General features: G+C 66.1%; 19 protein-coding genes and 1 tRNA gene. 12 read left to right on the forward strand and 8 right to left on the reverse strand.

The window, feature by feature from the left end:
• Positions 1-167: 167 nt before the first annotated feature.
• A complete protein-coding gene (locus tag CFB40_RS39180) occupies positions 168-1,325 on the reverse strand; it encodes a porin (protein ID WP_089427923.1) in 1,158 nt (385 codons plus the stop codon).
• A 402-nt stretch (positions 1,326-1,727) separates the two neighbouring features.
• Positions 1,728-2,663: a YihY/virulence factor BrkB family protein gene (locus CFB40_RS39185; RefSeq protein ID WP_089427922.1), complete on the reverse strand. Its 936-nt coding sequence runs from the start codon at positions 2,661-2,663 to the stop codon at positions 1,728-1,730.
• A gap of 142 nt (positions 2,664-2,805) precedes the next feature.
• Between CFB40_RS39185 and fdnG the strand changes: the two genes are divergently transcribed.
• The 9 genes from fdnG to CFB40_RS22450 all read left to right on the forward strand — a co-directional run bounded on the left by fdnG (position 2,806) and on the right by CFB40_RS22450 (position 13,350).
• Entirely contained in the window at positions 2,806-5,877 is a 3,072-nt protein-coding gene (fdnG, locus tag CFB40_RS22410) for a formate dehydrogenase-N subunit alpha (RefSeq protein ID WP_143329873.1), read from the forward strand.
• A gap of 10 nt (positions 5,878-5,887) precedes the next feature.
• Positions 5,888-6,802, forward strand: a complete 915-nt coding sequence (gene fdxH / locus CFB40_RS22415) for a formate dehydrogenase subunit beta (protein WP_089432411.1) — start codon at positions 5,888-5,890, stop codon at positions 6,800-6,802.
• The gene (locus CFB40_RS22420; RefSeq protein ID WP_011355693.1) at positions 6,799-7,425 is read left to right on the forward strand and encodes a formate dehydrogenase subunit gamma; all 627 of its coding nucleotides are present in this window, start codon (positions 6,799-6,801) and stop codon (positions 7,423-7,425) included. The genes fdxH and CFB40_RS22420 overlap by 4 nt, the downstream gene beginning before the upstream one ends.
• A gap of 109 nt (positions 7,426-7,534) precedes the next feature.
• Positions 7,535-8,470, forward strand: coding sequence for a formate dehydrogenase accessory protein FdhE (gene fdhE / locus CFB40_RS22425; RefSeq protein ID WP_174971920.1), 936 nt, complete (start codon positions 7,535-7,537; stop codon positions 8,468-8,470).
• Positions 8,471-8,547: 77 nt separating this feature from the next.
• A complete protein-coding gene (selA, locus tag CFB40_RS22430) occupies positions 8,548-9,987 on the forward strand; it encodes an L-seryl-tRNA(Sec) selenium transferase (protein WP_089432413.1) in 1,440 nt (479 codons plus the stop codon).
• Positions 9,984-11,909, forward strand: coding sequence for a selenocysteine-specific translation elongation factor (gene selB, locus CFB40_RS22435; protein ID WP_089433279.1), 1,926 nt, complete (start codon positions 9,984-9,986; stop codon positions 11,907-11,909). The genes selA and selB overlap by 4 nt, the downstream gene beginning before the upstream one ends.
• A 32-nt stretch (positions 11,910-11,941) precedes the next feature.
• Positions 11,942-12,037: transfer RNA gene (locus CFB40_RS22440), tRNA-Sec, on the forward strand.
• Positions 12,038-12,093: 56 nt separating this feature from the next.
• Entirely contained in the window at positions 12,094-12,849 is a 756-nt protein-coding gene (locus tag CFB40_RS22445; protein WP_089427918.1) for a Fic family protein, read from the forward strand.
• 288 nt (positions 12,850-13,137) lie between these two features.
• Complete coding sequence (locus CFB40_RS22450) at positions 13,138-13,350, forward strand: hypothetical protein (protein ID WP_089427917.1); 213 nt, start codon at positions 13,138-13,140, stop codon at positions 13,348-13,350.
• A 77-nt stretch (positions 13,351-13,427) separates the two neighbouring features.
• Here CFB40_RS22450 and CFB40_RS22455 read toward each other — a convergent pair whose 3' ends face one another.
• The 3 genes from CFB40_RS22455 to CFB40_RS22465 form a co-directional block, all read right to left on the reverse strand.
• Entirely contained in the window at positions 13,428-13,853 is a 426-nt protein-coding gene (locus CFB40_RS22455; RefSeq protein ID WP_089427916.1) for an NUDIX hydrolase, read from the reverse strand.
• Positions 13,854-14,063: 210 nt separating this feature from the next.
• Entirely contained in the window at positions 14,064-14,471 is a 408-nt protein-coding gene (locus CFB40_RS22460) for a VOC family protein (RefSeq protein ID WP_089427915.1), read from the reverse strand.
• 158 nt (positions 14,472-14,629) lie between these two features.
• The gene (locus tag CFB40_RS22465; protein WP_089432414.1) at positions 14,630-15,349 is read right to left on the reverse strand and encodes an SDR family oxidoreductase; all 720 of its coding nucleotides are present in this window, start codon (positions 15,347-15,349) and stop codon (positions 14,630-14,632) included.
• Positions 15,350-15,402: 53 nt separating this feature from the next.
• Here CFB40_RS22465 and CFB40_RS22470 point away from each other — a divergent pair, with 53 nt between their 5' ends.
• Positions 15,403-16,365: a LysR family transcriptional regulator gene (locus CFB40_RS22470; RefSeq protein WP_256976883.1), complete on the forward strand. Its 963-nt coding sequence runs from the start codon at positions 15,403-15,405 to the stop codon at positions 16,363-16,365.
• Between the two features lie 131 nt (positions 16,366-16,496).
• Here the strand turns inward: CFB40_RS22470 and CFB40_RS22475 are convergent, their stop codons facing one another.
• Together CFB40_RS22475 and CFB40_RS22480 are read right to left on the reverse strand one after the other, a co-directional pair.
• Complete coding sequence (locus tag CFB40_RS22475) at positions 16,497-17,885, reverse strand: nucleobase:cation symporter-2 family protein (protein ID WP_089427913.1); 1,389 nt, start codon at positions 17,883-17,885, stop codon at positions 16,497-16,499.
• 142 nt (positions 17,886-18,027) lie between these two features.
• Complete coding sequence (locus tag CFB40_RS22480; RefSeq protein WP_089432415.1) at positions 18,028-18,984, reverse strand: LysR family transcriptional regulator; 957 nt, start codon at positions 18,982-18,984, stop codon at positions 18,028-18,030.
• A 103-nt stretch (positions 18,985-19,087) separates the two neighbouring features.
• Here CFB40_RS22480 and CFB40_RS22485 point away from each other — a divergent pair, with 103 nt between their 5' ends.
• Entirely contained in the window at positions 19,088-19,825 is a 738-nt protein-coding gene (locus tag CFB40_RS22485) for an SDR family oxidoreductase (RefSeq protein ID WP_089432416.1), read from the forward strand.
• 8 nt (positions 19,826-19,833) lie between these two features.
• Here CFB40_RS22485 and CFB40_RS22490 read toward each other — a convergent pair whose 3' ends face one another.
• Entirely contained in the window at positions 19,834-20,811 is a 978-nt protein-coding gene (locus CFB40_RS22490; RefSeq protein WP_089427910.1) for a LysR family transcriptional regulator, read from the reverse strand.
• 133 nt (positions 20,812-20,944) lie between these two features.
• On the opposite strand from CFB40_RS22490, the gene CFB40_RS22495 reads away from it, so the two are divergent.
• Positions 20,945-21,661 carry an SDR family oxidoreductase gene (locus CFB40_RS22495; protein WP_089427909.1) on the forward strand — a complete coding sequence of 239 codons (717 nt, stop codon included), beginning with the start codon at positions 20,945-20,947 and terminating at the stop codon, positions 21,659-21,661.
• The last annotated feature ends 106 nt before the right edge of the window (positions 21,662-21,767 follow it).

Consider the following 21,767-nt stretch of genomic DNA (forward strand, 5'->3'; position numbering starts at 1 on the left):
GGCCGGCGGGCGTGGGTCGGGGCCCGGGTTCCCGTTCCCGGCCCGTGCGGGCGCTGCCGGCACGCGGGAGACGGACGAAAAAAAGCCAGCCGCGGCCGAAACCGGGGCTGGCTTTCCAGGTCGGCGGCAAGGCGTCGGAGACGCCATGCACGCCGGAAACGTACTTCTTAGAACTTGTGACGCAGGCCGAGTGCGACGATTTCCTGCGAGCTCTTGCCGGCGATGCCGTACGAGCCGACCGACGCTTGCGCATCGCTGCCGTCGGCGTTCTTGCCGCTTGCGTGCTGATATGCGCCAACCAGGTAGACGTCGGTACGCTTCGACAGCGAGTAGTCGGCGCCGAGCGAAACCTGATGGTACTTGGCGTCGGTCTGGCCGCTACCCTTCGTGTAGATGTAGCCGAGGCCGAGCAGCAGCGGTGCCGATGCCTGGTACGTGACGAATGCGCGACCCGTGTTGTACTTCTGGTTCGTGCCGAATGCCGAGTTCGCGTCCGCCTTGTACTGCGCGTTGCTGTAGCCGAGGCCGAACGTCACCGGGCCGAATGCATACTGGCCAGCCACTTGAGCGATACCGATCGACGACGACGACGTGTAGGCGTTGTTGATGAACGCGCCCGAACCGTCGAAGATCGCGTCCGACGTGCCGGCCCAGCCGGTGCGCACGCCTGCGGTGCTCAGCGGAGCCGAGTTGTTGGCGTGGAAGTAACCGGCAGCCAGGCCGAGGGGGCCGTTGTTGTAGGCTGCAGCTGCGGCCCACGTCTGACCCTTGCCCGTTGCGCCGGCGACACCGCCGAGTGCGTACATGCCTTCGAACTGGAGGCCGCCCCAGACCGGCGACGTGTACTTGATCGCGTTGCTGACGCGCAGGCTGTTGTCGTTGTTGTCGACGTCGCCCGGCGTGGCGAACACGCTGCCGAAGTAGTTGTCAGCCGTGACTGCCTGGACCAGGTCGACCAGCGGGTCGTACTGGCGGCCCAGCGTCAGCGTACCGTACTGGTCGCTTTGCAGGCCGACGAAAGCCTGGCGACCGAACATGCGGCCGCCCTGGCCCAGTGCACCCGATGCCGAGTTGAAGCCGTTTTCCAACTGGAAGATCGCCTTCAGGCCGCCACCGAGGTCTTCCGAACCCTTCAGGCCGAAGCGGCTACCTTGCAGGTTGCCGCTACCCATCGACCACGAATTGTTACCTTGACCGTCGTTACCGTGAACATAGGTGATCGACGTATCGATCACGCCGTACAGCGTCACGCTCGATTGAGCGTGAGCAGCGCCAGCGGCGCCCAGCAGGGCGAGCGAGAGGGTCGAGAGAGCGAGTTTCTTCATCGTTGAGTATCTCCACGCAAGTGATTCATCGTTTTTTGTTGCGGATTGGAGAATAGCTCAGTGCCATCGACGCAAGAAAGCTTAAAAAATAAAGTGTCTCGAAAAGGTAACAGCGAGAAAAAGTCCATATATATCAAGTACATCAACGACTGTTTCTGTTTTTGAAAAAGTTGACAATTGCTGCGATGCGATTGTTTCACTAGTTGATGCGCATCGCGGCAGGAAGCCTGTTTCAGCCCGTCCGCGCACCGAAACGGAAGCGTGCAAACGTTTGCGGTTGCGGCAACGAATGCGCACGCATGCAAAGAACGTGTCAACGCCGCGCGAATGCGCGCGGGCAGCGTGGTTGCAAAGGGCAGACGCGTGTGCGGGGGCGTGCCGCGATGTTGCGCAAGCGGCGCCTCAGTCGTCGTGCGCGCGATCGCCGGGGCGATCGGTTTGCGCGGAAGCGCTCGGCGCGGCGGTACTTGGGAGCCGATGCGCGTTGCCGCGGGCGGCCGCGAATTCCGCGCCGAGCAGCAGCACGATCGCGGAGAAGTACAGCCACATCAGCAGGACCGCGAACGATCCGGCTGCGCCGAATGCACTTGCGGTGCCCGCACGCGCAAGGTACAGCGCGAACAGCTTCTTGCCGCCGGAGAACAGGATCGCGGACACGATGCCGCCGATCGCGGCGTCACGCCAGGCGACGCGCGCATCGGGCAGGAACTTCATCAGCGACGCGAACGCGCCCGCGAGCACCGCGATGCCGACGAAGAACTGCACGAGGTTCGTGACGATCACGTACGGCGAATTGCCCAGCAGCCAGGTGCCGACGAACGTGATCGCGGTGTCGAGCACGAGCGACACGATCAGCAGGAACGCGACGCCGAGCACGAGCCCGAACGAGATCAGCCGCACGCGCACGAGCCCGAGCATGCTCGACCAGCGGTTCTCGGTGGCCGGCCAGATCACGCTGAGCGCGGCGCTGAGCGACGCGAAGGTGGCCGACGCGCCGATCGCGAGCGCGGCGAACGAGATCAGGGTGGCCAGGCCGCCGCGCTCGCCCGCGCGGTGCGCGTTCTGCACGATCGTCTGGATGCTGGCCGCCGCGTCGTCGCCGATCAGCTGGTGCGCCTGTTCGAACACCTGGCCGCGCGCGGCATCGTCGCCGTAGAACCAGCCGGCCACGGCAATCACCATCACGAGCATCGGCGCGAGCGAGAACGCGGAGAAAAAGGCGATGCCCGCGGCCATCGCGGAGCAGCGGTCGGACGAGAAGCGCTTGAACGCGGTGAGGGCCCAGTTGGCCTGTTCTTGCGCGAGACGGGTGGCTTCGGAGGTGATCTGTCGTTTCATGACGGTTCGGTGGCGCGGGGAACGCGGATCATCGTTGGTAATCAGACAATTCAGTATTGATCCGAAGATTCGAACATAGTTGCGCGAACTGTCTATAATTCCTTTCAGTTTCCTCACCCCCACAATAACGCCGAGACCAGCCATGCTACAAATGTCCCGGCGCCAGTTCCTGAAGGTGACGGCTACGTCGCTTGCCGGATCGAGTCTAGCCCTGATGGGCTTCTCTCCGTCCGAAGCGCTTGCCGAAGTCCGACAGTACAAGCTGGCGCGCACCGTCGAAACGCGCAACACCTGTCCTTACTGTTCAGTGGGTTGCGGCATCCTGATGTACAGCCTCGGAGACGGCGCGAAAAACGCCCGGCCGAGCATCATCCACATCGAAGGCGATCCCGACCATCCCGTCAATCGCGGCACGCTGTGCCCGAAGGGCGCGAGCCTGATCGACTTCATCCATAGCCCGAACCGCCTGACGCATCCCGAGTATCGTGCGCCCGGCTCGGACAAGTGGGAACCGATTTCGTGGAATGACGCGCTCGACCGCATCGCGAAGCTGATGAAGGCCGACCGCGACGCGAACTTCGTCGAGACGGCGGAAGACGGTGCGAAGGTCAACCGATGGCTGACCACCGGCATGCTGGCCGCGTCGGCGGGCAGCAACGAGGTCGGCTACCTGACGCACAAGACCATCCGCAGTCTCGGGATGCTCGCATTCGACAATCAGGCGCGTGTCTGACATGGCCCGACGGTGGCAGGTCTTGCCCCGACGTTTGGCCGTGGAGCGATGACGAACCATTGGGTCGACATCAAGAACGCGGACGTGATTCTCGTGATGGGCGGCAATGCAGCCGAGGCCCATCCGTGCGGTTTCAAGTGGGTAACGGAGGCGAAGGCGCACCGCAAGGCGCGGCTGATCGTCGTCGACCCGCGCTTTACGCGTACGGCCTCGGTGGCCGACTACTACGCGCCGATCCGCACCGGCACCGACATCGTCTTCCTGGGCGGCGTCATCAACTATCTGCTGACGAACGACAAGATCCAGCATGAGTACGTGAAGAACTACACGGACTTCTCGTTCATCGTGCGCGAGGATTTCGCGTTCAACGACGGCATCTATTCCGGCTACGACGCGGAGAAGCACGCGTACCCGGACAAATCGAGCTGGGACTACGAACGCGGCGACGACGGCTTCGTGAAGGTCGACCCGACGCTGCAGCATCCGCGCTGTGTTTACAACCTGCTGAAGCAGCACTACGCGCGCTATACGCCGGACATGGTCCAGCAGACGTGCGGCACGCCGAAGGAGAAATTCCTGAAGGTGTGCGAGATGCTCGCGACCACCGCCGTTCCCGGCCGCGCCGGCACGGTGCTGTACGCGCTCGGCTGGACGCACCACTCGATCGGCGCGCAGATCATCCGCACCGGTGCGATGGTGCAGCTGCTGCTCGGCAACATCGGCATCGCCGGCGGCGGGATGAACGCGCTGCGCGGCCACTCGAACATCCAGGGGTTGACCGACCTCGGGCTGATGTCGAACCTGCTGCCGGGCTACATGACGCTGCCGATGCAGGCCGAGCAGGATTTCGACGGCTACATCAAGAAGCGCGTGCAGCTGCCGCTGCGGCCGAACCAGTTGAGCTACTGGAAGAACTACAAGGCCTTCCACGTGAGCTTCATGAAGTCGTGGTGGGGCGATGCGGCGACCGCCGAGAACAACTGGGGCTACGACTACCTGCCGAAGCTGGACAAGCAGTACGACCTGCTGCAGGTGATCGAGCTGATGAATGCCGGCAAGATGAACGGCTACATCTGCCAGGGCTTCAACCCGCTTGCGGCGTCGCCGTCGAAGGTGAAGACGGCGGCCGGGCTCGCGAAGCTGAAGTGGCTCGTGATCATGGATCCGCTCGCCACCGAAACCTCCGAGTTCTGGAAGCATCACGGCGACTACAACGACGTCGATTCGTCGAAGATCCAGACCGAGGTGTTCCGTCTGCCGACCACGTGCTTCGCGGAGGAAAACGGTTCGCTCGTGAGTTCGAGCCGCGTGCTGCAATGGCACTGGAAGGGCGCGGAGCCGCCGGGCGAGGCGCGCAGCGACCTCGAGATCATGTCGGGGCTGTTCCTGCGCATGCGCAAGATGTACCAGACGGACGGCGGCAAGTATCCGGATCCGATCGTCAACCTGACCTGGCCGTACGCGAACCCGGAAAGCCCGACGCCCGAAGAGCTCGCGATGGAGTTCAACGGCAAGGCGCTCGCCGATCTGCCCGATCCGAAGGATCCGACCAAGACGCTCGTGAAGAAGGGCGAGCAGCTGGCCGCGTTCGCGCAGTTGAAGGACGACGGCACGACCGCGAGCGGCTGCTGGATCTTCTGCGGTGCCTGGACGCAGGCCGGCAACCAGATGGGGCGGCGCGACAACTCTGACCCGACCGGCATCGGCCAGACGCTGAACTGGGCGTGGGCCTGGCCGGCGAACCGGCGGATCCTGTACAACCGCGCGTCGTGTGACGTTGCCGGCAAGCCGTTCGACCCGACCCGCAAGCTGATCGGCTGGAACGGCAGCGCGTGGAAGGGGGCCGACATTCCCGACTTCAAGGCGGACGAATCGCCCGAAAACGGGATGGGGCCGTTCATCATGAACCCGGAAGGTGTCGCACGCTTCTTCGCCCGGGCGGGGATGAACGAAGGTCCGTTCCCCGAGCACTACGAGCCGTTCGAGACGCCGCTCGACGCGAACCCGCTGCACCCGAACAACCCGCAGGCGCTGAACAACCCGGCTGCCCGCGTGTTCCCGGACGACCGCGCGTCGTTCGGCAAGGTGGCGGAGTTTCCGCACGTGGCGACGACGTACCGGCTCACCGAGCACTTCCACTACTGGACCAAGCATGCACGGCTGAACTCGATCATCCAGCCCGAGCAATTCGTCGAGATCGGCGAAGACCTCGCGAAGGAAGTCGGCGTTGCGCATGGCGAGCGCGTGAAGGTGTCGTCCAAGCGCGGCTACATCATCGCGGTCGCCCTCGTCACGAAGCGGATCAAGCCGCTGACGGTCGACGGCAAGAAGGTCCAGACGGTCGGCGTCCCGTTGCACTGGGGCTTCAAGGGTCTGACGAAGCCCGGCTATCTCGCCAATACCCTGACTCCGTCCGTGGGTGACGGCAACTCCTATACACCGGAATTCAAGTCGTTCCTGGTGAAGGTCGAAAAGGCGTAAGGGGAAAGAGATGGCATTGCAACCGCTGGATATCAAGCGCGTCTCGGCCACCACGACGCCACCGCCCACGGTGCGCGAACCGGTGACCGGGAGTGTCGCGAAGCTGATCGACGTATCGAAGTGCATCGGCTGCAAGGCATGCCAGACGGCATGCATGGAGTGGAACGACCTGCGTGACGAGGTCGGCACCAACGTCGGCGTGTACGACAACCCGGCCGACCTGACCGAGCATTCGTGGACGGTGATGCGGTTCTCCGAATACGAGAACCCGGCCGGTGACCTCGAGTGGCTGATCCGCAAGGACGGCTGCATGCACTGCGAGGATCCGGGCTGCCTGAAGGCGTGTCCGTCGCCGGGCGCGATCGTGCAGTACAACAACGGGATCGTCGATTTCCACGAGGAGAACTGCATCGGTTGCGGCTATTGCGTGACCGGCTGCCCGTTCAACGTCCCGCGGATCTCGAAGAAGGATCATCGCGCATACAAGTGCACGCTCTGTTCCGACCGCGTCGCGGTCGGCCAGGAACCGGCCTGCGTGAAGACCTGCCCGACGGGCGCGATCGTGTTCGGCACCAAGGAGGACATGAAGCAGCACGCGGCCGAGCGGATCGAGGACCTGAAGGAGCGCGGCTTCGAGCATGCGGGGCTGTACGACCCGCAGGGCGTCGGCGGCACGCACGTGATGTACGTGCTGCACCACGCGGACAAGCCGTCGCTGTACCACGGGCTGCCCGACAACCCGTCGATCAGCCCGATGGTGAAGCTGTGGAAGGGGATCGCGAAACCGCTCGCGGTGGCCGGCATCGCGCTGACCGCGCTTGCCGGGTTCTTCCACTATGTCCGGGTCGGTCCGAACGAGGTGAGCGACGAAGAGGAACAGGCCGCGCGCGACGAGGCGCGACGCATCAAGGAGGACGCGAAATGAACCACGACGACCCCAACCTGATCGTCCGCTACTCGGCGAACGAGCGCACGAACCACTGGATCACCGCGATCACGTTCGTGCTGCTCGCGCTGTCCGGGCTCGCGCTGTTTCATCCGTCGATGTTCTGGCTGACCGCGCTGTTCGGCGGCGGCCAGTGGACGCGGATCCTGCATCCGTTCGTCGGCCTCGTGATGTTCGTGTCGTTCGCGATCCTGGTGGTGCGCTTCTGGCACCACAACGCGCTCGACGCGGACGATCGCCAGTGGCTCAAGCAGATCGGCGACGTGCTGACCAACCAGGAAGACAAGCTGCCGCCGGTCGGGCGCTATAACGCCGGGCAGAAGCTGCTATTCTTTACGTTGGTCGCGTGCCTGCTGCTGCTCCTGCTGTCGGGAGTCGTGATCTGGCGGCGCTACTTCTCGTTCTACTTCCCGATCGGGGTGATCCGCGCGGCCGCTGTCGTGCATGCCGTGGCGGCCTTCGTGCTGATCGCGAGCATCATCGTGCACATTTACGCGGCGTTGTGGGTGAAGGGCTCGATCGGCGCGATGGTGCGCGGCACCGTCACGCTGGGCTGGGCTCGCAAGCATCACCCGAAGTGGTTCCGTGAAAGCGTGAAATAACGCACCGGAGCGGGGCGGCTCGCCGAATCGCGGCGGGCTGCTCCGCTCCTTCGCCGGAACCGCCCGAAAGCGCCGATGCGTCGGCGCTTGTTTTTTGGAAGATATTTTTGTGACACAACGCATCCTCGAACCGACCGAGATCTCGACCCTCGATCATTCGGCCATCCCGCGCTTTCGCCTGCCGGAGCGCGCCACCGCGTTCTCGGCGCGCGCCGCGCGGCTGCGCAAGCTGGCCGACCTGAACCCGATCAGCGGCTACCTGCGGCTGATGGCCACCGTCGCCGATGCGCAGCACGCGACGCTGCAAACGCTCGAACTGCCGCTGCCGTCGAAGGAAGCGATCGCGCGTGCGCAGGAGCATTCGATGCCGCTCGTGCCGGCGCTCGACGGCGAGCGCGATCCGCGCTGGCGCGCCGTGCTGTACGAACTGCTCGACCGCGTCGAAGGCGCCGGGCTCGTCAACCCGCAGCTCGCGAAGCTGCTCGACCGGCTGCGCCTGATGGCGCCCGCCGAACTCGACGCGCAAGCCGACGCGATCCTCGCGCTGCGTTTCGCCGAAGTCGACCCGGCCATCGCGCCGTTCCTGATGGCCGCGCTGCAGGTGGTCTGGACGGACCTCGCCAGCCGCGTTCCGCCGGCCGACGTCCCGTATCTCGACCAGCCGGGGCTGTGCCCCGTGTGCGGCACGCATCCGGTCGCGAGCGTCGTGCGGGTCGGCGGCCAGTACCAGGGCTACCGTTTCCTGCAATGCGGGCTGTGCACGACCGAGTGGCACATGGTGCGCACGAAGTGCTCGCACTGCGATTCGACGAAAGGCATCGCCTATCACGGGATCGAAGGCGGCAGCGAAGCGGTCAAGGCCGAATCGTGCGACGAGTGCAAGACCTATCGCAAGATCGGCTATCAGGACAAGGACTACGAGTTCGAGCCGCTGGCGGACGATCTCGCGAGTCTCACGCTCGACCTGCTGATGAACGAAGCCGGCTACCAGCGCAGTTCACCGAACCCGCTGCTGTGGCCGGATGTCTCGCGGGACGCGAATTGACGGCACGGGCCGGGGGGGACGGTGCGCGAGCACCGGCGCCGGCCCGCTGCGAAGCATGAGACTGGAGCCACAACGACGTGACCGAACCCGGTGTGAATGAACTGAATGCGGTACTGGCGCGCGTGCCGTCCGTGGAGCGCGTGCTGTCGTCGGCGCCGCTGCAACCGCTCATCGCGGACTACGGCCGCACGCGCGTGCTGAACGCCGTGCGTGCCGAGCTCGAACGCTGGCGTACCGCCGCGCAACACGATCCGGCGGCGGCCGAGCCGCTCGACGAGCCGCGCATCGCCGCGGCCGTCGCGCGCACGCTGGCCGCGCAGAGCGCGGGCGCGGTGCGCGCCGTGTTCAACCTGACCGGCACCGTGCTGCACACGAACCTCGGGCGCGCTCTGTTGCCCGACGACGCGGTGCGCGCGGTGGTCGACGTGCTGACGCGGCCAGTCAACCTCGAATTCGATCTCGCCACGGGCCGCCGCGGCGATCGCGACGACCTGATCGACGATCTGCTGTGCGAACTGACGGGCGCGGAAGCCGCGACCGTCGTCAACAACAACGCGGCGGCCGTGCTGCTGGCGCTGTCGGCGCTGGCGACGAAACGGGAAGTCGTCGTGTCGCGCGGCGAGCTGGTCGAGATCGGCGGAGCATTCCGCATTCCCGACATCATGAGCCGCGCGGGCGCCAGGATGCGCGAGGTCGGCACCACCAACCGCACCCATCTGCGCGACTACGCGGAAGCCATCGGCCCGCGCACCGCGCTGCTGATGAAGGTGCATTGCAGCAACTACGCGATCAGCGGCTTCACGAAGGAGGCGACGCTCGCCGAACTCGCGCCGCTCGCGCGCGAGCACGGGCTGCCGGTGGCCGTCGATCTCGGCAGCGGCACGCTCGCTGACCTGTCGCAATGGGGCCTGCCGCACGAGACGACCGTGCAGGAAACCGTCGCCGCCGGCGCAAACGTTGTCACGTTCAGCGGCGACAAGCTGCTCGGCGGGCCGCAGGCCGGCCTGATCGTCGGCGATCGCGCGCTGATCGCGAAGATCAAGAAACATCCGCTCAAGCGCGCGCTGCGTGTCGGCAAGCTGACGCTCGCGGCGCTCGAGCCGGTGCTGCGCCTCTACCAGTCGCCCGAGTTCCTGCGCGACCGGCTCACGACGCTGCGGCTGCTGACGCGCCCGCAGCGCGAGATCGCCGAGGCCGCCGAACGCGTGCGTCCGGCGCTGCAGGCCGCGCTCGGCAGCGGTTTCGACGTGACGGTCGAGCCGATGTTCAGCCAGATCGGCAGCGGCGCGCTGCCGGTCGACCAGTTGCCGAGCGCCGGGCTCGTCGTACGCACGGCGGACGGCAAGCGCGGCGGCCGTGCACTGGCGCAGCTCGAGAAACGGCTGCGCGAATGGCCGCGCCCGGTGATCGGCCGCGTCGCCGACAATGCGCTGCGGCTCGACCTGCGCTGCCTCGAAGCCGCCGACGAGGCGGTGTTCGTCGCGCAATGCGTGCCGCTCGCGGGGCCGGCTGCATGATCGTCGGTACCGCGGGGCACATCGACCACGGCAAGACGACGCTGGTGCGCGCGCTGACGGGCGTCGATACCGATCGCCTGAAGGAAGAGAAGGCGCGCGGCATCTCGATCGAGCTCGGTTACGCGTATACGCCGCTCGACAACGGCGACGTGCTCGGCCTGATCGACGTGCCGGGCCACGAGAAGCTGATTCATACGATGGCGGCCGGCGCATGCGGGATCGACTTCGCGCTGCTCGTGATTGCCGCCGACGACGGCGTGATGCCGCAGACGCGCGAGCATCTCGCGATCCTGCAATTGCTCGGCGTCACGCATGGCGCCGTCGCGCTGACGAAGTGCGATCGCGTCGATGCCGCACGCGTGGCCGAAGTGCGTGACGAGATCGCCACGTGGCTGAACGACTCCACGCTGGCCGGCGTGCCGATTTTCGAAACGCGTGCGACGGCTGCGGACGATCCGGGCGTCGCCGCGTTGAAGCGTTACCTGGCTGACGCGGCGATCGCGTGGCGCGCCCGCCGCGACGACGGGCTGTTCCGGCTCGCGGTCGATCGCGTGTTCACGCTCGCGGGGCAGGGTACCGTCGTGACGGGCACCGCGTTCGCGGGCCGCGTCGCGACCGGCGACACGCTCGCGATCGTGCGCACGGGCGGCGCGGCGCGCGTGCGCAGCATCCACGCGCAGAACCGGCCGGTCGAGGCCGGCCGCGCGGGCGAGCGTTGCGCGCTGAATCTGGCCGGGGTCGACAAGGCCGATGTCGAGCGAGGCGACACCGTCGCCGATGCGCGGCTCGTCGCGACCTCGCCGCGTCTCGACGTCGAGCTGACGCTGCTCGTGGATGCGGGGCTCACGCTGACGCACTGGGCGCCGCTGCACGTGCATCTCGGCACGCTGCATCGCGTCGCGCATGTCGCGCTGCTCGACGGCGATACGCTCGCGGCCGGCCAGCGCATGCGCGTGCAACTCGTATTCGACGAGCCGGTGTTTGCGCTGCCGGGCGACCGGTTCATCGTCCGCAATCCGCAGGCGACGCGCACGGTCGGCGGCGGCCGCGTGCTCGATCCGTTCGGGCCGGCGCGCAAGCGTCGTACGCCTGCGCGCCGCGCATGGCTCGACGCGCTGGCCGAATGGCTCGACGCGGGCCGCCTCGATGCGCTGCTCGCGCAGGCGCCGCTCGGCATCCCGCGCGCGATGCTCACGCATCTGACGGGTTTCGCGCCGAATGCGCTGGCCTTGCCGGAAGACGCGCTGGCGATCGGGCCGCGCGACGCCGCGTCGAACGACGGCGCGGTGATTGCCCGGGCGCACTGGCGCGCACTGCAGACGCGGGCGATCGATACGCTGCGCGCGTATCACGAGCGCATGCCCGACGAGCAGGGGCTCGACGCCGCGCGGTTGCGGCGGATGTCAGCGCCGCTCGCCGGCGATGCGCTGTGGCGCGCGCTCGTCGATGTGCTGGTGGCCGGCGGCGAAGTCGCGCGAAGCGGGCCGTGGCTGCACCTGCCGTCGCATTCGGTAAGCCTCGAGCCGCGCGAGGAGGCGCTGGCGCAGCAACTGCTGCCGCTGATTCACGCGGGGCGCTTCGATCCGCCGTGGGTGCGCGACCTGGCCCGTGACACGGGCGCGGCCGAGGACGCGGTGCGCGCGTTGCTGCGCAAGCTCGCGCGGCGCGGTGACGTGCACCAGGTCGTGCGCGACCTGTTCTATCACGCGGGTGTGGTGCGCGAACTGGCGGAACTGGTCGCGCATCTCGCGCCGTTGCGCGCCGGCGGGCTCGATGCCGCGACGTTCCGCGATGCGACGGGGCTCGGCCGCAAGCGCGCGATCCAGATTCTCGAGTTCTTCGACCGGGTTGGGTATACTCGCTTCCACCGCGATCTTCACCTCCTGCGGCCTGACAGCGGTTGGGCGGGTATTCAGGCGTAGGCGCTCGTTGTTCTTTGGGTTCTTTTCCCCACGGAAGGCATTCGTATCCGGTGGTACGGCTGGACTTCAAATCCAGTTGGGGGTGTCAGACACTCCCGGGTAGGTTCGACTCCTGCTGCCTTCCGCCATTCGCCATTCCCGACGCGGAGTAAAATGGCGCGCATTGGTCGATTTTGGTGATTTCATGGATTCGTCCGTATCGCTTCTGCTGGAAGCCGTCGATGCCGACAAGGCAAAGCTGGACGCGGCGCGTCCGCTTCCGCCGCACACGCTGGCGTCTTTGCGCGAAAAGCTGATGCTGGAGTGGACTTATCATTCGAATGCGATCGAAGGCAACACGCTGACGTTGCGGGAAACGAAGGTCGTACTCGAAGGCATTACGGTCGGCGGAAAGTCGCTGCGCGAGCATTTCGAGGCCACCAATCATCGCGACGCGATTCTCTATGTCGAAGAAATCGTCGGCAAGCAGGAGACGCTGTCCGAATGGCAGATCCGGAATATCCACGGGCTGGTATTGAAGGGGATCGACGACGGCGAGGCCGGCAGATATCGCCGGGAGAACGTCGTGATCGCAGGCGCAAGCACGACGCCCCCGGATTTCCTGCATTTGCCGGCTGAAATGGCCGCGCTCATCGATTGGGATACGCAGGCGGGAGCAATGCATCCGGTGGCGCGGGCTGCCGAACTGCATACGCGGTTTGTGAAAATCCATCCGTTTGTCGATGGCAATGGAAGAACGGGGCGGCTGCTACTCAATTTCGAACTGATGAAGTCTGGCTATCCGCCAGCGGTCATTCGCAAGGAAGACCGGCTGGCTTACTACGATACGCTGGACGAGGCGTGCACGACCGGCGACTACAGCGGCATCACGCGCCTGGTGGCCGAGTCAGTGCAGCGCTCGCTCGACGCCTACCTCGGCGTGCTTGGATTGCGCACGTAACGGGCCATTCCGAACACCTCTCAGGCTGGTTCGATCACTGAGGCGTCGTGTCCGGGCCGGTTACTTCAACTCCTGCTGCCTTCCGCCACCCCGTTTCATCTTGTCGACCCGACACGCTTCAATCAACGTGCAATTGCACGACAGCACCGGCGATTGCATTCGCCAAAACTTGATCGGGAAAAGCACTAAAAGTTTGCGATTTTTTTTCGGGCTATAGTCGAATCACTGAAGGTAGACGCGGCGTCCCTTGCCGATACCGTTCAGGTAATGACTGTAGACGGGTGCTGTATGAAAAATAAAATCGACAAGACCGCCGGACCGATCTGGGGCGTGGCTGCAGGACTGCTTCTTGCTGGTGCAGGATTGAGTCTCGGCATTTTCCCGACGTCCCTGCAAAGCTCGGGAAGCGCGAACGACTTCATGGCGTCCGGTATTGCGATGCTGGGCATCTTCCTGGTCGTCTATGCCACACACGAGTTGCGAAGAAGGCGTCCGCACTGAGCGCTCATGTGCTGCTGATCCACCCAGGATGATCCGGGCCGGTTTGCCGGCTCGCGAATACGCACGTCCGTCGCGGGCTACGTCTTGCTGATTTCGTGTTGATAAACGAGTTCGACGATGCGCTTCGTCGGAATGCTGGCGCGCAACCCGTCGACGCTGTCGATCGGAAACCACTTGCATTTCTCGATCTCGTTGTTCGCTTGCGGCGTCTGGTCCGGGCCGACTTCGGCGAAGAACACGTGATGGATCTTCGCGAGGCCGGTGAACTGCATCGAGTAGACGAGATGCTGGCCGGTCATGCCGGTTTCTTCGGATAACTCGCGATGTGCGGCTTCGAGCGGCGTTTCCCCGCGCTTGATCGTGCCGCCGGGAAGGGCCCAGCGCGACGCCGCACGGGCAACGAGCAAGACTTTCTCACCGCGGTAGCAGACGATGGTCGCACGTTCCTTGACCGGGACGGTGCTCGCTTCGGGGGCGTTGGTGGGGGCGGGGGTTTGAGGCATGAAGCAATTCTAACCATCGCGGATCGATCGGCAAAGCGGGTCTGACGTGGTTTGACGATCGATCGTCACCGTCGAGTCTCCGGCCAGGCCGCCCCTGCGTTTCGCAGATTCGAATCCGTGCCCGGCCGGCGCCCGGTCGTCCGCGCCCAGGGGGCGGGACGTCGGCATGAAGTGTGCGATGGCTCGCCCTTCGCTTCGAATCGGGCGACGTTATCCCTCGATGCGGGACATGTCGACGAACATCACTTCCCAGATATGTCCGTCGGGGTCTTCGAAGCTTCGACCGTACATGAAGCCGAGATCCTGCCGGGCGTTGACGTCTGCCTTGCCGCCATGCGCGCCCGCAATGTCGGTCAGCCTGTCCACGCTCTCGCGATCGTCGGCGCTGAGCGCGAGCATGACCTCGCTTTCGCGCCGGGAATCGACGATCGGCTTCTTCGTGAAGCGCGCCCATTTTTCATGCGTCATGAGCATGACGAAGAGCGTGTCCGACAGCACCATGCAGGAACTCGTGTCGTCACTGAACTGCGGATTCATGCTGGCGCCGATGGCGGTGTAGAACGCCGTCGCCTTTGACAGGTCCCGCACCGGCAGGTTGATGAACAGTTGCCTGGACATAGGCGGTTTTCTCCTTCGAGTTGTGGTCGAAACAACGAGTCACGTGCCCGGGTTGCGGTCGCGCGGGAGGTTGCAATCCGGATGTCGTTCAATCAGTTCGTACGGCAGGGTGCCTTTCATGACGTCGCGGCGCCGGCGGCTGAACCCGCTTCTCCCGATCACAGGAGATGCAGGCCGCCGTCGCACTCGATGACGCTGCCCGTGGTGTAGCCATTTCCGATCAGGAAGGCGATGGCCTGCGCGACGTCGTCGGGCTCGCCGATGCGTCCCACGGGCAATGCGCTTGCGTGTTGCTCGAAGAAGGCTTGCCGGGCGTCGTCGGGTAGGCCGTTCCACCACGGCGTCTTCACCACGCCGGGCGAGACCGCGTTGACCCGGGTTGGCGCCAGTTCGCGGGCCAGTACCGGCACCATTGCCTCGATGGCGGCATTGATCGCGGCCAGGCCGCTGGTACCCGGGTTGGCGACGCGCGCGGAAATGGCGGTGACGAAGGTGATGCTGCCCCCGCTGCGCAAGGTCGGCAGGGCCGCCTGCGCCGCCTGGACATGTGGCCAGAACTTCGCGTCGAAGCCGCGCCGCAGGCTGCCCAGATCGAGTTCCCTGAAAGGGCCGGCTCCGTCGCCGCCACTCAATGCGATCACCAGGTGGTCGATGCTCCCGGCGCTCGCGAAGAAGCGCTCCAATTGCTCGCGCTGTGCCCCGTCAAACGCGTCGATACGCACCGATCCGTCGATCGATGCCGTCGCGGCCTGCAACTTGTCCGCATCGCGTCCCGTGGCGATCACGTCGTAGCCGGCGCCGGCCAGTCGCCGGACGGTCGCGAGGCCGATGCCGGACGAGCCGCCCAGTACCACCACCCTGCCAGTGTCGTTGTGCATTGCCTTCCCCGGTGTTTGCGCTACGGTTGTTGCAGCGCCTGGAGATAGCATGCATGCTTGACCGACTATCACTCCAATTGTTTGCGATGATGACTTCCATCATTGAGAATGATCTTCGTCGATTCGATCTCAATCTGCTGCTCGTCTTCCATGCACTCATGCAGGAGCGCCACGTCACGCGTGCGGCGGAGCGGTTGTTTCTTGGTCAGCCCGCGGTGAGCGGGGCGCTGAAACGACTCCGGGCGGCGTTTGGCGACGAGTTGTTCGTGCGCGGCCGGTCGGGCATGGAGCCGACCCCACGCGCGCTGGAGCTTTCCCGGCAGATCGACGCGCTGCTGATCGGTCTTCACGAGACCATGCGGGCGGGGCAACCGTTCGATGCCCGAAACGCCAGCCGGACCTTCCGCATCGGTGTGTCAGAAGCGATAGCGGTCACGTTGTTTCCCGCGTTGTTGAAGATGCTTTCCGCCGAGGCGCCGGGCGTGAAGCTCATCTCCCTGGATACCGACTGCCACCGCGTCTCCAGCATGTTTGAACGAAACGGGATCGAGATTGCGTTGGGGGTGTTCAACGAGTGCGCGCCATGGCAACAGCAGCGCATTCTGCTCGACTGGCGCTTTGTCTGCCTCTACAACCCGAAGCTGATCCGGCCGCGAGGCGAATCGCTGAGCTTGCGCGAGTTTCTGGCGTATCCGCATGCGCTGACTTCGTTCAAGGGCGAGCTGCATGGATTCATCGACGAGCGGCTGGCGTCGCTGGGCAAGCAACGGCGCGTGATATTTTCCAATCCTCACTTTGCGACCCAGCCTTTCATCGCGCGCGACAATCCGGTGCTGGTGACGGTGCCCGACTATATCGCCCGGATCTGGAGCCGTAGCCTGGGCTTGCGCATCAGCCCGTTGCCGTTCGATACGCCGATGCATCAGGTCAGTGCGTTGTGGAAGACCGCGCATCAGGGGGATAGCGGCCTGCGCTGGCTCATCGGATTGACGGAGCAGGCGGCCCGCATGAACTGAGTGATTGGCGCGTGCGTGGCGCGCCGATCCCGGGCAACGCGGACGGGACATACTCGTCCGCCATGAAAAAAGCCGCGCGCCCGATGCACCGGGAGCGCGGCTTGCGGGGGCGCCGGTCAGGCGTCGCGCCGTTACTTCTTTTCCGGCAGGAACCAGTTCATCACGAGCGCGCAGATGCCGCCCGTTGCCACGCCCGATTCCAGCACGTTCTTCAGCGCGTGCGGCAGGCTGTTGAGGATGTCCGGCACTTGCGACACGCCGAGGCCGAGCGCGAGCGACACCGCGATGATCAGCAGTGCGCGACGATCGAGATGGACGCCGGCGAGGATGTTGATGCCCGATGCGGCCACCGCGCCGAACATCACCATCGCCGCGCCGCCGAGCACGGGCTCCGGCACGGCCTGCAGCACGCCGGCGACGACCGGGAACAGGCCGAGCACCACGAGCATCCCCGCGATCCAGATGCCGACGTAGCGGCTGGCGACGCCGGTGATCTGGATCACGCCGTTGTTCTGCGCGAACACCGAGCTCGGGAACGTGTTGAACACGCCGGCCAGCAGCGAGTTCGCGCCGTTCACGAGCACGCCGCCCTTGATCCGTTGCATCCACACCGGGCCTTCGACCGGCTCGTTCGAGATCTTGCTGGTGGCCGTGACGTCGCCGATCGCCTCGAGCGACGTGACGAGGTAGATGATCAGCATCGGCACGAACAGCGCCCATGAGAAGCCGATGCCGAAGTGCAGCGGCGTCGGGACCTGGAACAGCGCGGCCTGGTGCATGCCGGTGAAATCGAGGCGGCCGAGGAACGCGGCCGCGAGATAGCCGATCACGAGTGCGATGACGAGCGCGGTGCTGCGCACCCACACGATCGGCACGCGGTTCAGCAGGATGATCGTGCCGAGCACGAGGCCGGACAGCGTCAGGTTCTCCGCGCTCGCGAAGGTGCCCTTGGCCATCGCGCCATAGCCGCCGCCCATGCTGATCAGGCCGACCTTGATCAGCGTGAGGCCGATCAGCAGCACGACGATGCCGGTGACGAGCGGCGTGATCAGGCGCTTCACGAACGGCAGGATGCGCGACACGCCCATCTCGACGAACGACCCGGCAATCACGACGCCGAAGATCGCGGCCATCACGGTCTCGACCGGCGTGCCTTGCTTGACCATCAGGCTGCCGCCGGCGATCAGCGGGCCGACGAAGTTGAAGCTCGTGCCCTGGACGATCAGCAGGCCGGCGCCCAGCGGGCCGAAGCGCTTGCACTGGACGAAGGTGGCGATGCCGGAAATCACCAGCGACATCGACACGATCAGGGTCGTATCGCGGCTGGACACGCCGAGCGCCTGGCAGATCAGCAGGCCGGGCGTGACGATCGGCACGATGATCGCCAGCAGGTGCTGCAGCGCGGCGACGAAGGCGACCATCGGCGCCGGCCGGTCGTTCGGGCCGTAGACGAGGTCGCGGGCCGAATCTGCGGCGTCGGCGCCGTGGGCGGCGGGTTGGGCGGGGGAGGCGGGTTGCATGGCGAGCGGGCCGGACAAGGTGGAAAGTGCGGCATTTTAGCCGAACGGCCCGCCGGCACCGCTGCAATAGCGGGGATTCGGCGGATCGGGAAAACGGTGGCGGATCGGTGCCCGGGCCGGCCGTGGCCGCGGCGAGCGTCGACTAGCGGGCCCGCCGCGGTGCGGGCGCGGTCGGGGTGCGGGTCGGGGCGGTAATCGCATGGAACCCGGGCAGCTCGGGAATCCGCTGCTCCATGAACTGCAGGAACGTGCGGGTCCGCAGCGGCAGATACCGGCGCGACGCATAGACGAGGTGCAGCGCATGCGGTGGCACCATGTCCCACTTCGGCAGCAACCGGACGAGCTGGCCGCTGTCGATCAGGTCCTGAACGAGCCACGCCGGCCCGCTGCCCACCGCGTTCCCGGCCAGGAAGCATTCCCGCAGCGCCATCGAACTGTTCACGCGATACCGGCCGCGCACCGGAACGACGACTTGCTCGTCGCCGCGCGCGAAGGCCAGTTCGTTGCCGATGTCCGCGCGCGCGTAGCCGACATACTCGTGCTTCGCGAGGTCGTCCGGCTGGCGGAGCTTCGGCGCCCGCGCCACGTACGCCGGCGTGGCGACCAGCAGGCGCGGCGACGACGCGATGTGGCGCGCCACGGCATCCGGCGGCAGCAGCTGGCCGAGGCGAATGGCGACATCGACGCCTTCTTCGACGAGGTCGATCACGCGGTCGGTCAATTGGAGCTCGACCTCGATCTCCGGCCACGCGGCGAGGAATTCGAGCACGAGCGCGTTCAGTCTCAGCTCGCCCAGCCCCAGCGGCGCATTGACGACCAGCTTGCCGACCGGCCGCACCGTTTGCCCGCGCACCTCGGCCACCGCGCTCGCGTATTCGTCGATCACGCGCTTGCAGCGATCGTAGAACCGGCGGCCTTCGTCGGTGGGCGCGAGGCTCGTGGTCGAGCGTTCGAGCAGGCGAACACCCAGTTCCTTCTCGAATGCGGCGACGATCTTGCTGATCGTCGGCTGGCCGGTGCCTTCCTCCCGCGCGACCGCCGAGAAATTGCCGAGCTCGATCGCGCGGACGAACACACGCATGGATCGCAGCGAATCCATCTCATTCCTTTATGGCATGACCCTTATTCAAGTCTCCCATATTCCTGCGCAATGGAGAATGACCTAACGTTCGCGAACCTTCAATCCCTGATGAGGAGTCGACATGAACGAGGCAACGCAATCTTCGGCACTGGACGGTGCGCACGTCGTGGTATTCGGCGGGAGTTCCGGAATCGGCCTCGAGGCCGCGGCCGCCGCGAAGGCAAAAGGCGCCAGTGTCACGCTGGTCGGCCGGGCCCGCGCGAAACTCGAATCCGCCGCACAGGCGATCGGCGGCGCGCGCGTCGCGGTGGCCGACATCGCGGACCGCCATGCCGTGCAGGCCGTATTCGACACGATCACGCGCGTCGATCACCTGGTCGTCACGGCCGGCCGGTTCATTGCCGGCAAGCTGAACGAGACCGATCCCGATCTCCTGCTCGCCGCGTGGCAGGAGCGTATCGCCGGGCCGGTCTACGCGATCCGCGCTGCGTTGCCGCTGATGCCCGCGACCGGCTCGATCGTGCTGACCGGCGGGCAACTGTCGGATCGTCCGGCCGCGCAGGGCACGTCGGTCATTGCTGCCGCCGTGCGCGGGGTCGAGGCGCTGGCGCAGTCGCTCGCGCTGGAACTGAAGCCGATTCGCGTGAACGTCGTCGCGCCCGGCTTCGTCGAGACGCCGCTTTACGACGCGTTCGGTTCGGAAGCGCGCGATGCGATCCTCGCGGGCGCGGCGGCGGCATTGCCCGGCGGCCGCGTTGGGCGCGCCGATGAAGTGGGGGAAGCGATCGCGTTCCTGCTGGGCAACGGCTTCATGAATGGCGAGATCCTGCACATCGATGGTGGCGGGCGGCTGGTCTGAGCCGTGCCTCAGCCTGCCGCGCGCGTGCCGGTGCGACGTGCCGGTGGGCGCGGCGCGCGGCCGTCCGGATACGCGCGCTGGCAGACGGCGATGACCGCATCGCGCAGGCGACGGTGCACGGGGTCGCCGTGCATGCGCGGATGCCATAGCGCGGACACGAGGATCTCGGGCAGGCGCACCGGGATCTCGAAGCTGCGCAGCCCGAGGGCTTCCGTGAGCCCCGGCGAGAACGCGTTGCCGAGGCTCGAGCGCGGCAGGAGCGCGATCAGGTCGGTGCTGGCCGCGACCCGCATCGCATCGGGGTAGCCCGGTACGACGACCTGTACGGAGTGGTTCGAGCCGGCCTTGTTGGTCGAGTCGTCAGCCGGACCGCCGAAATCGCCCAGCTGCGACGCGATCACGTGACGGCAGGCCGCATAGCGCGCGGGCGTGATCCGGCCCGATGCGAACAGCGGGTGCCCGGCGCGCGCCACGGCGACGTGCCAGTCGTGAAACAGCATGCGGGTGTGCAACTCGGGGGCATCGTCGCCGCGTTTGCCGATTTCCAGGTCGACGGTGCCGTCGCGCAACGCTTGCGGATCGCGGTCGGGCTTCGGGACGAAGCGGATGCGCACCTGCGGCGCGATTTCGCCGAGTGCGGCGACCACCGGGCCGGACAGCATTTCCATGAACGAGGCGGCCGCGCGGACGGTGAACGTGGAGGCGTGCGTCGCCATGTCCACGTCGGCCGTCGCCGGCCGCAGCACCGCGCGCGCATCGCTGGCGATCGCATGCACGCGGTCGCGCAACGCGGCGGCGTGCGGTGTCGGCACGAGCTTGCGCCCGGCGCGCACGAGCAACGGATCGGCGGTGGCCATCCGCAGCCGCGTGAGCGTGCGGCTCATTGCCGATGTGCTCAGGCCAAGCCGGCGCGCGGCGCCGGTCACGCTGCCTTCCGACAGCAGCACGTCGAGCGCGGTGACGAGGTTCAGGTCGATGTCTTCCATGGCGACAGGATACGCTTCCGTGCGATTTGACATGGCGTTGGATGCAACTACAAGTTGAATCGGGTGCGTCTGGCGCCTTTCGTGGTGCACACCTATAGTGGCTGCATGACGAAACCCGGCAAAGGCGGAAACCATGCAATCCACTGAATCGAACCGAAACGTCCCTGCGCTCCTGCTCGTCGCGGCCTCGCGCGGCCTCGGGCTCGCGATGGCGGAGGCGTTCCTGGACAAAGGCTGGCGCGTAACGGGCACCGTGCGCGCAGGATCGGGACGCACGAAGCTGCACGAACTCGCCGACCGGTTCGACGGCCGGCTCGACATCGAGACGCTCGACATTTGCGAACCGGTGCAACTGGCCGCGCTGCGCGAGCGGCTGGCGGGCCGGCGCTTCGACATGCTGTTCGTGAACGCGGGCACGACGAACGAGCCCACCGAAACGATCGGCGAAGTGACGACCGACGAGTTCGTGCGCGTGATGATCACGAATGCGCTGGCGCCGATGCGTGTGATCGAGACGCTGCAGGATCTCGTGACCGACGATGGCCTGATCGGTGCGATGTCGTCGGGGCAGGGCAGCGTCGCGAACAACGTCAGCGGGATGCGCGAGGTCTATCGCGGCAGCAAGGCCGCACTGAACCAGTTCATGCGCAGCTTCGCGGTGCGCCAGGCCGATACGCGGCGTGCGATGGTGCTGATGGCGCCCGGCTGGGTCCGCACGGAACTCGGTGGGCCGGATGCGCGCCTGACGATCGAGGAAAGCGTGCCGAGTCTCGTCGACGTGCTGATCGCAAAGCGCGTGCGCCCGGGGCTCGAATATCTCGACTATCTGGGGCGGACGGTGCCGTGGTGACCGCGAACTGACACCGGAAGGCGCGGCCGCCACGAGCGGATTCACCGTCCCCGGGAAACTACCGATATGGTTGCGAGCGCAACTAGAATCGCTGCGTCGCACAACC

The sequence above is a fragment of the Burkholderia sp. AU31652 genome, assembly GCF_002223155.1.
Taxonomy (GTDB): Bacteria; Pseudomonadota; Gammaproteobacteria; order Burkholderiales; family Burkholderiaceae; genus Burkholderia.

Coding starts and splice junctions, on each gene's coding strand:
- CFB40_RS39180 (WP_089427923.1), bottom strand. CDS start 1,325: ATGAAGAAACTCGCTCTCTCGACCCTCTCGCTCGCCCTGCTGGGCGCC.
- CFB40_RS39185 (WP_089427922.1), bottom strand. CDS start 2,663: ATGAAACGACAGATCACCTCCGAAGCCACCCGTCTCGCGCAAGAACAG.
- fdxH (WP_089432411.1), top strand. CDS start 5,888: ATGGCATTGCAACCGCTGGATATCAAGCGCGTCTCGGCCACCACGACG.
- CFB40_RS22420 (WP_011355693.1), top strand. CDS start 6,799: ATGAACCACGACGACCCCAACCTGATCGTCCGCTACTCGGCGAACGAG.
- selB (WP_089433279.1), top strand. CDS start 9,984: ATGATCGTCGGTACCGCGGGGCACATCGACCACGGCAAGACGACGCTG.
- CFB40_RS22445 (WP_089427918.1), top strand. CDS start 12,094: ATGGATTCGTCCGTATCGCTTCTGCTGGAAGCCGTCGATGCCGACAAG.
- CFB40_RS22450 (WP_089427917.1), top strand. CDS start 13,138: ATGAAAAATAAAATCGACAAGACCGCCGGACCGATCTGGGGCGTGGCT.
- CFB40_RS22455 (WP_089427916.1), bottom strand. CDS start 13,853: ATGCCTCAAACCCCCGCCCCCACCAACGCCCCCGAAGCGAGCACCGTC.
- CFB40_RS22460 (WP_089427915.1), bottom strand. CDS start 14,471: ATGTCCAGGCAACTGTTCATCAACCTGCCGGTGCGGGACCTGTCAAAG.
- CFB40_RS22465 (WP_089432414.1), bottom strand. CDS start 15,349: ATGCACAACGACACTGGCAGGGTGGTGGTACTGGGCGGCTCGTCCGGC.
- CFB40_RS22470 (WP_256976883.1), top strand. CDS start 15,403: ATGCTTGACCGACTATCACTCCAATTGTTTGCGATGATGACTTCCATC.
- CFB40_RS22475 (WP_089427913.1), bottom strand. CDS start 17,885: ATGCAACCCGCCTCCCCCGCCCAACCCGCCGCCCACGGCGCCGACGCC.
- CFB40_RS22480 (WP_089432415.1), bottom strand. CDS start 18,984: ATGGATTCGCTGCGATCCATGCGTGTGTTCGTCCGCGCGATCGAGCTC.
- CFB40_RS22485 (WP_089432416.1), top strand. CDS start 19,088: ATGAACGAGGCAACGCAATCTTCGGCACTGGACGGTGCGCACGTCGTG.
- CFB40_RS22490 (WP_089427910.1), bottom strand. CDS start 20,811: ATGGAAGACATCGACCTGAACCTCGTCACCGCGCTCGACGTGCTGCTG.
- CFB40_RS22495 (WP_089427909.1), top strand. CDS start 20,945: ATGCAATCCACTGAATCGAACCGAAACGTCCCTGCGCTCCTGCTCGTC.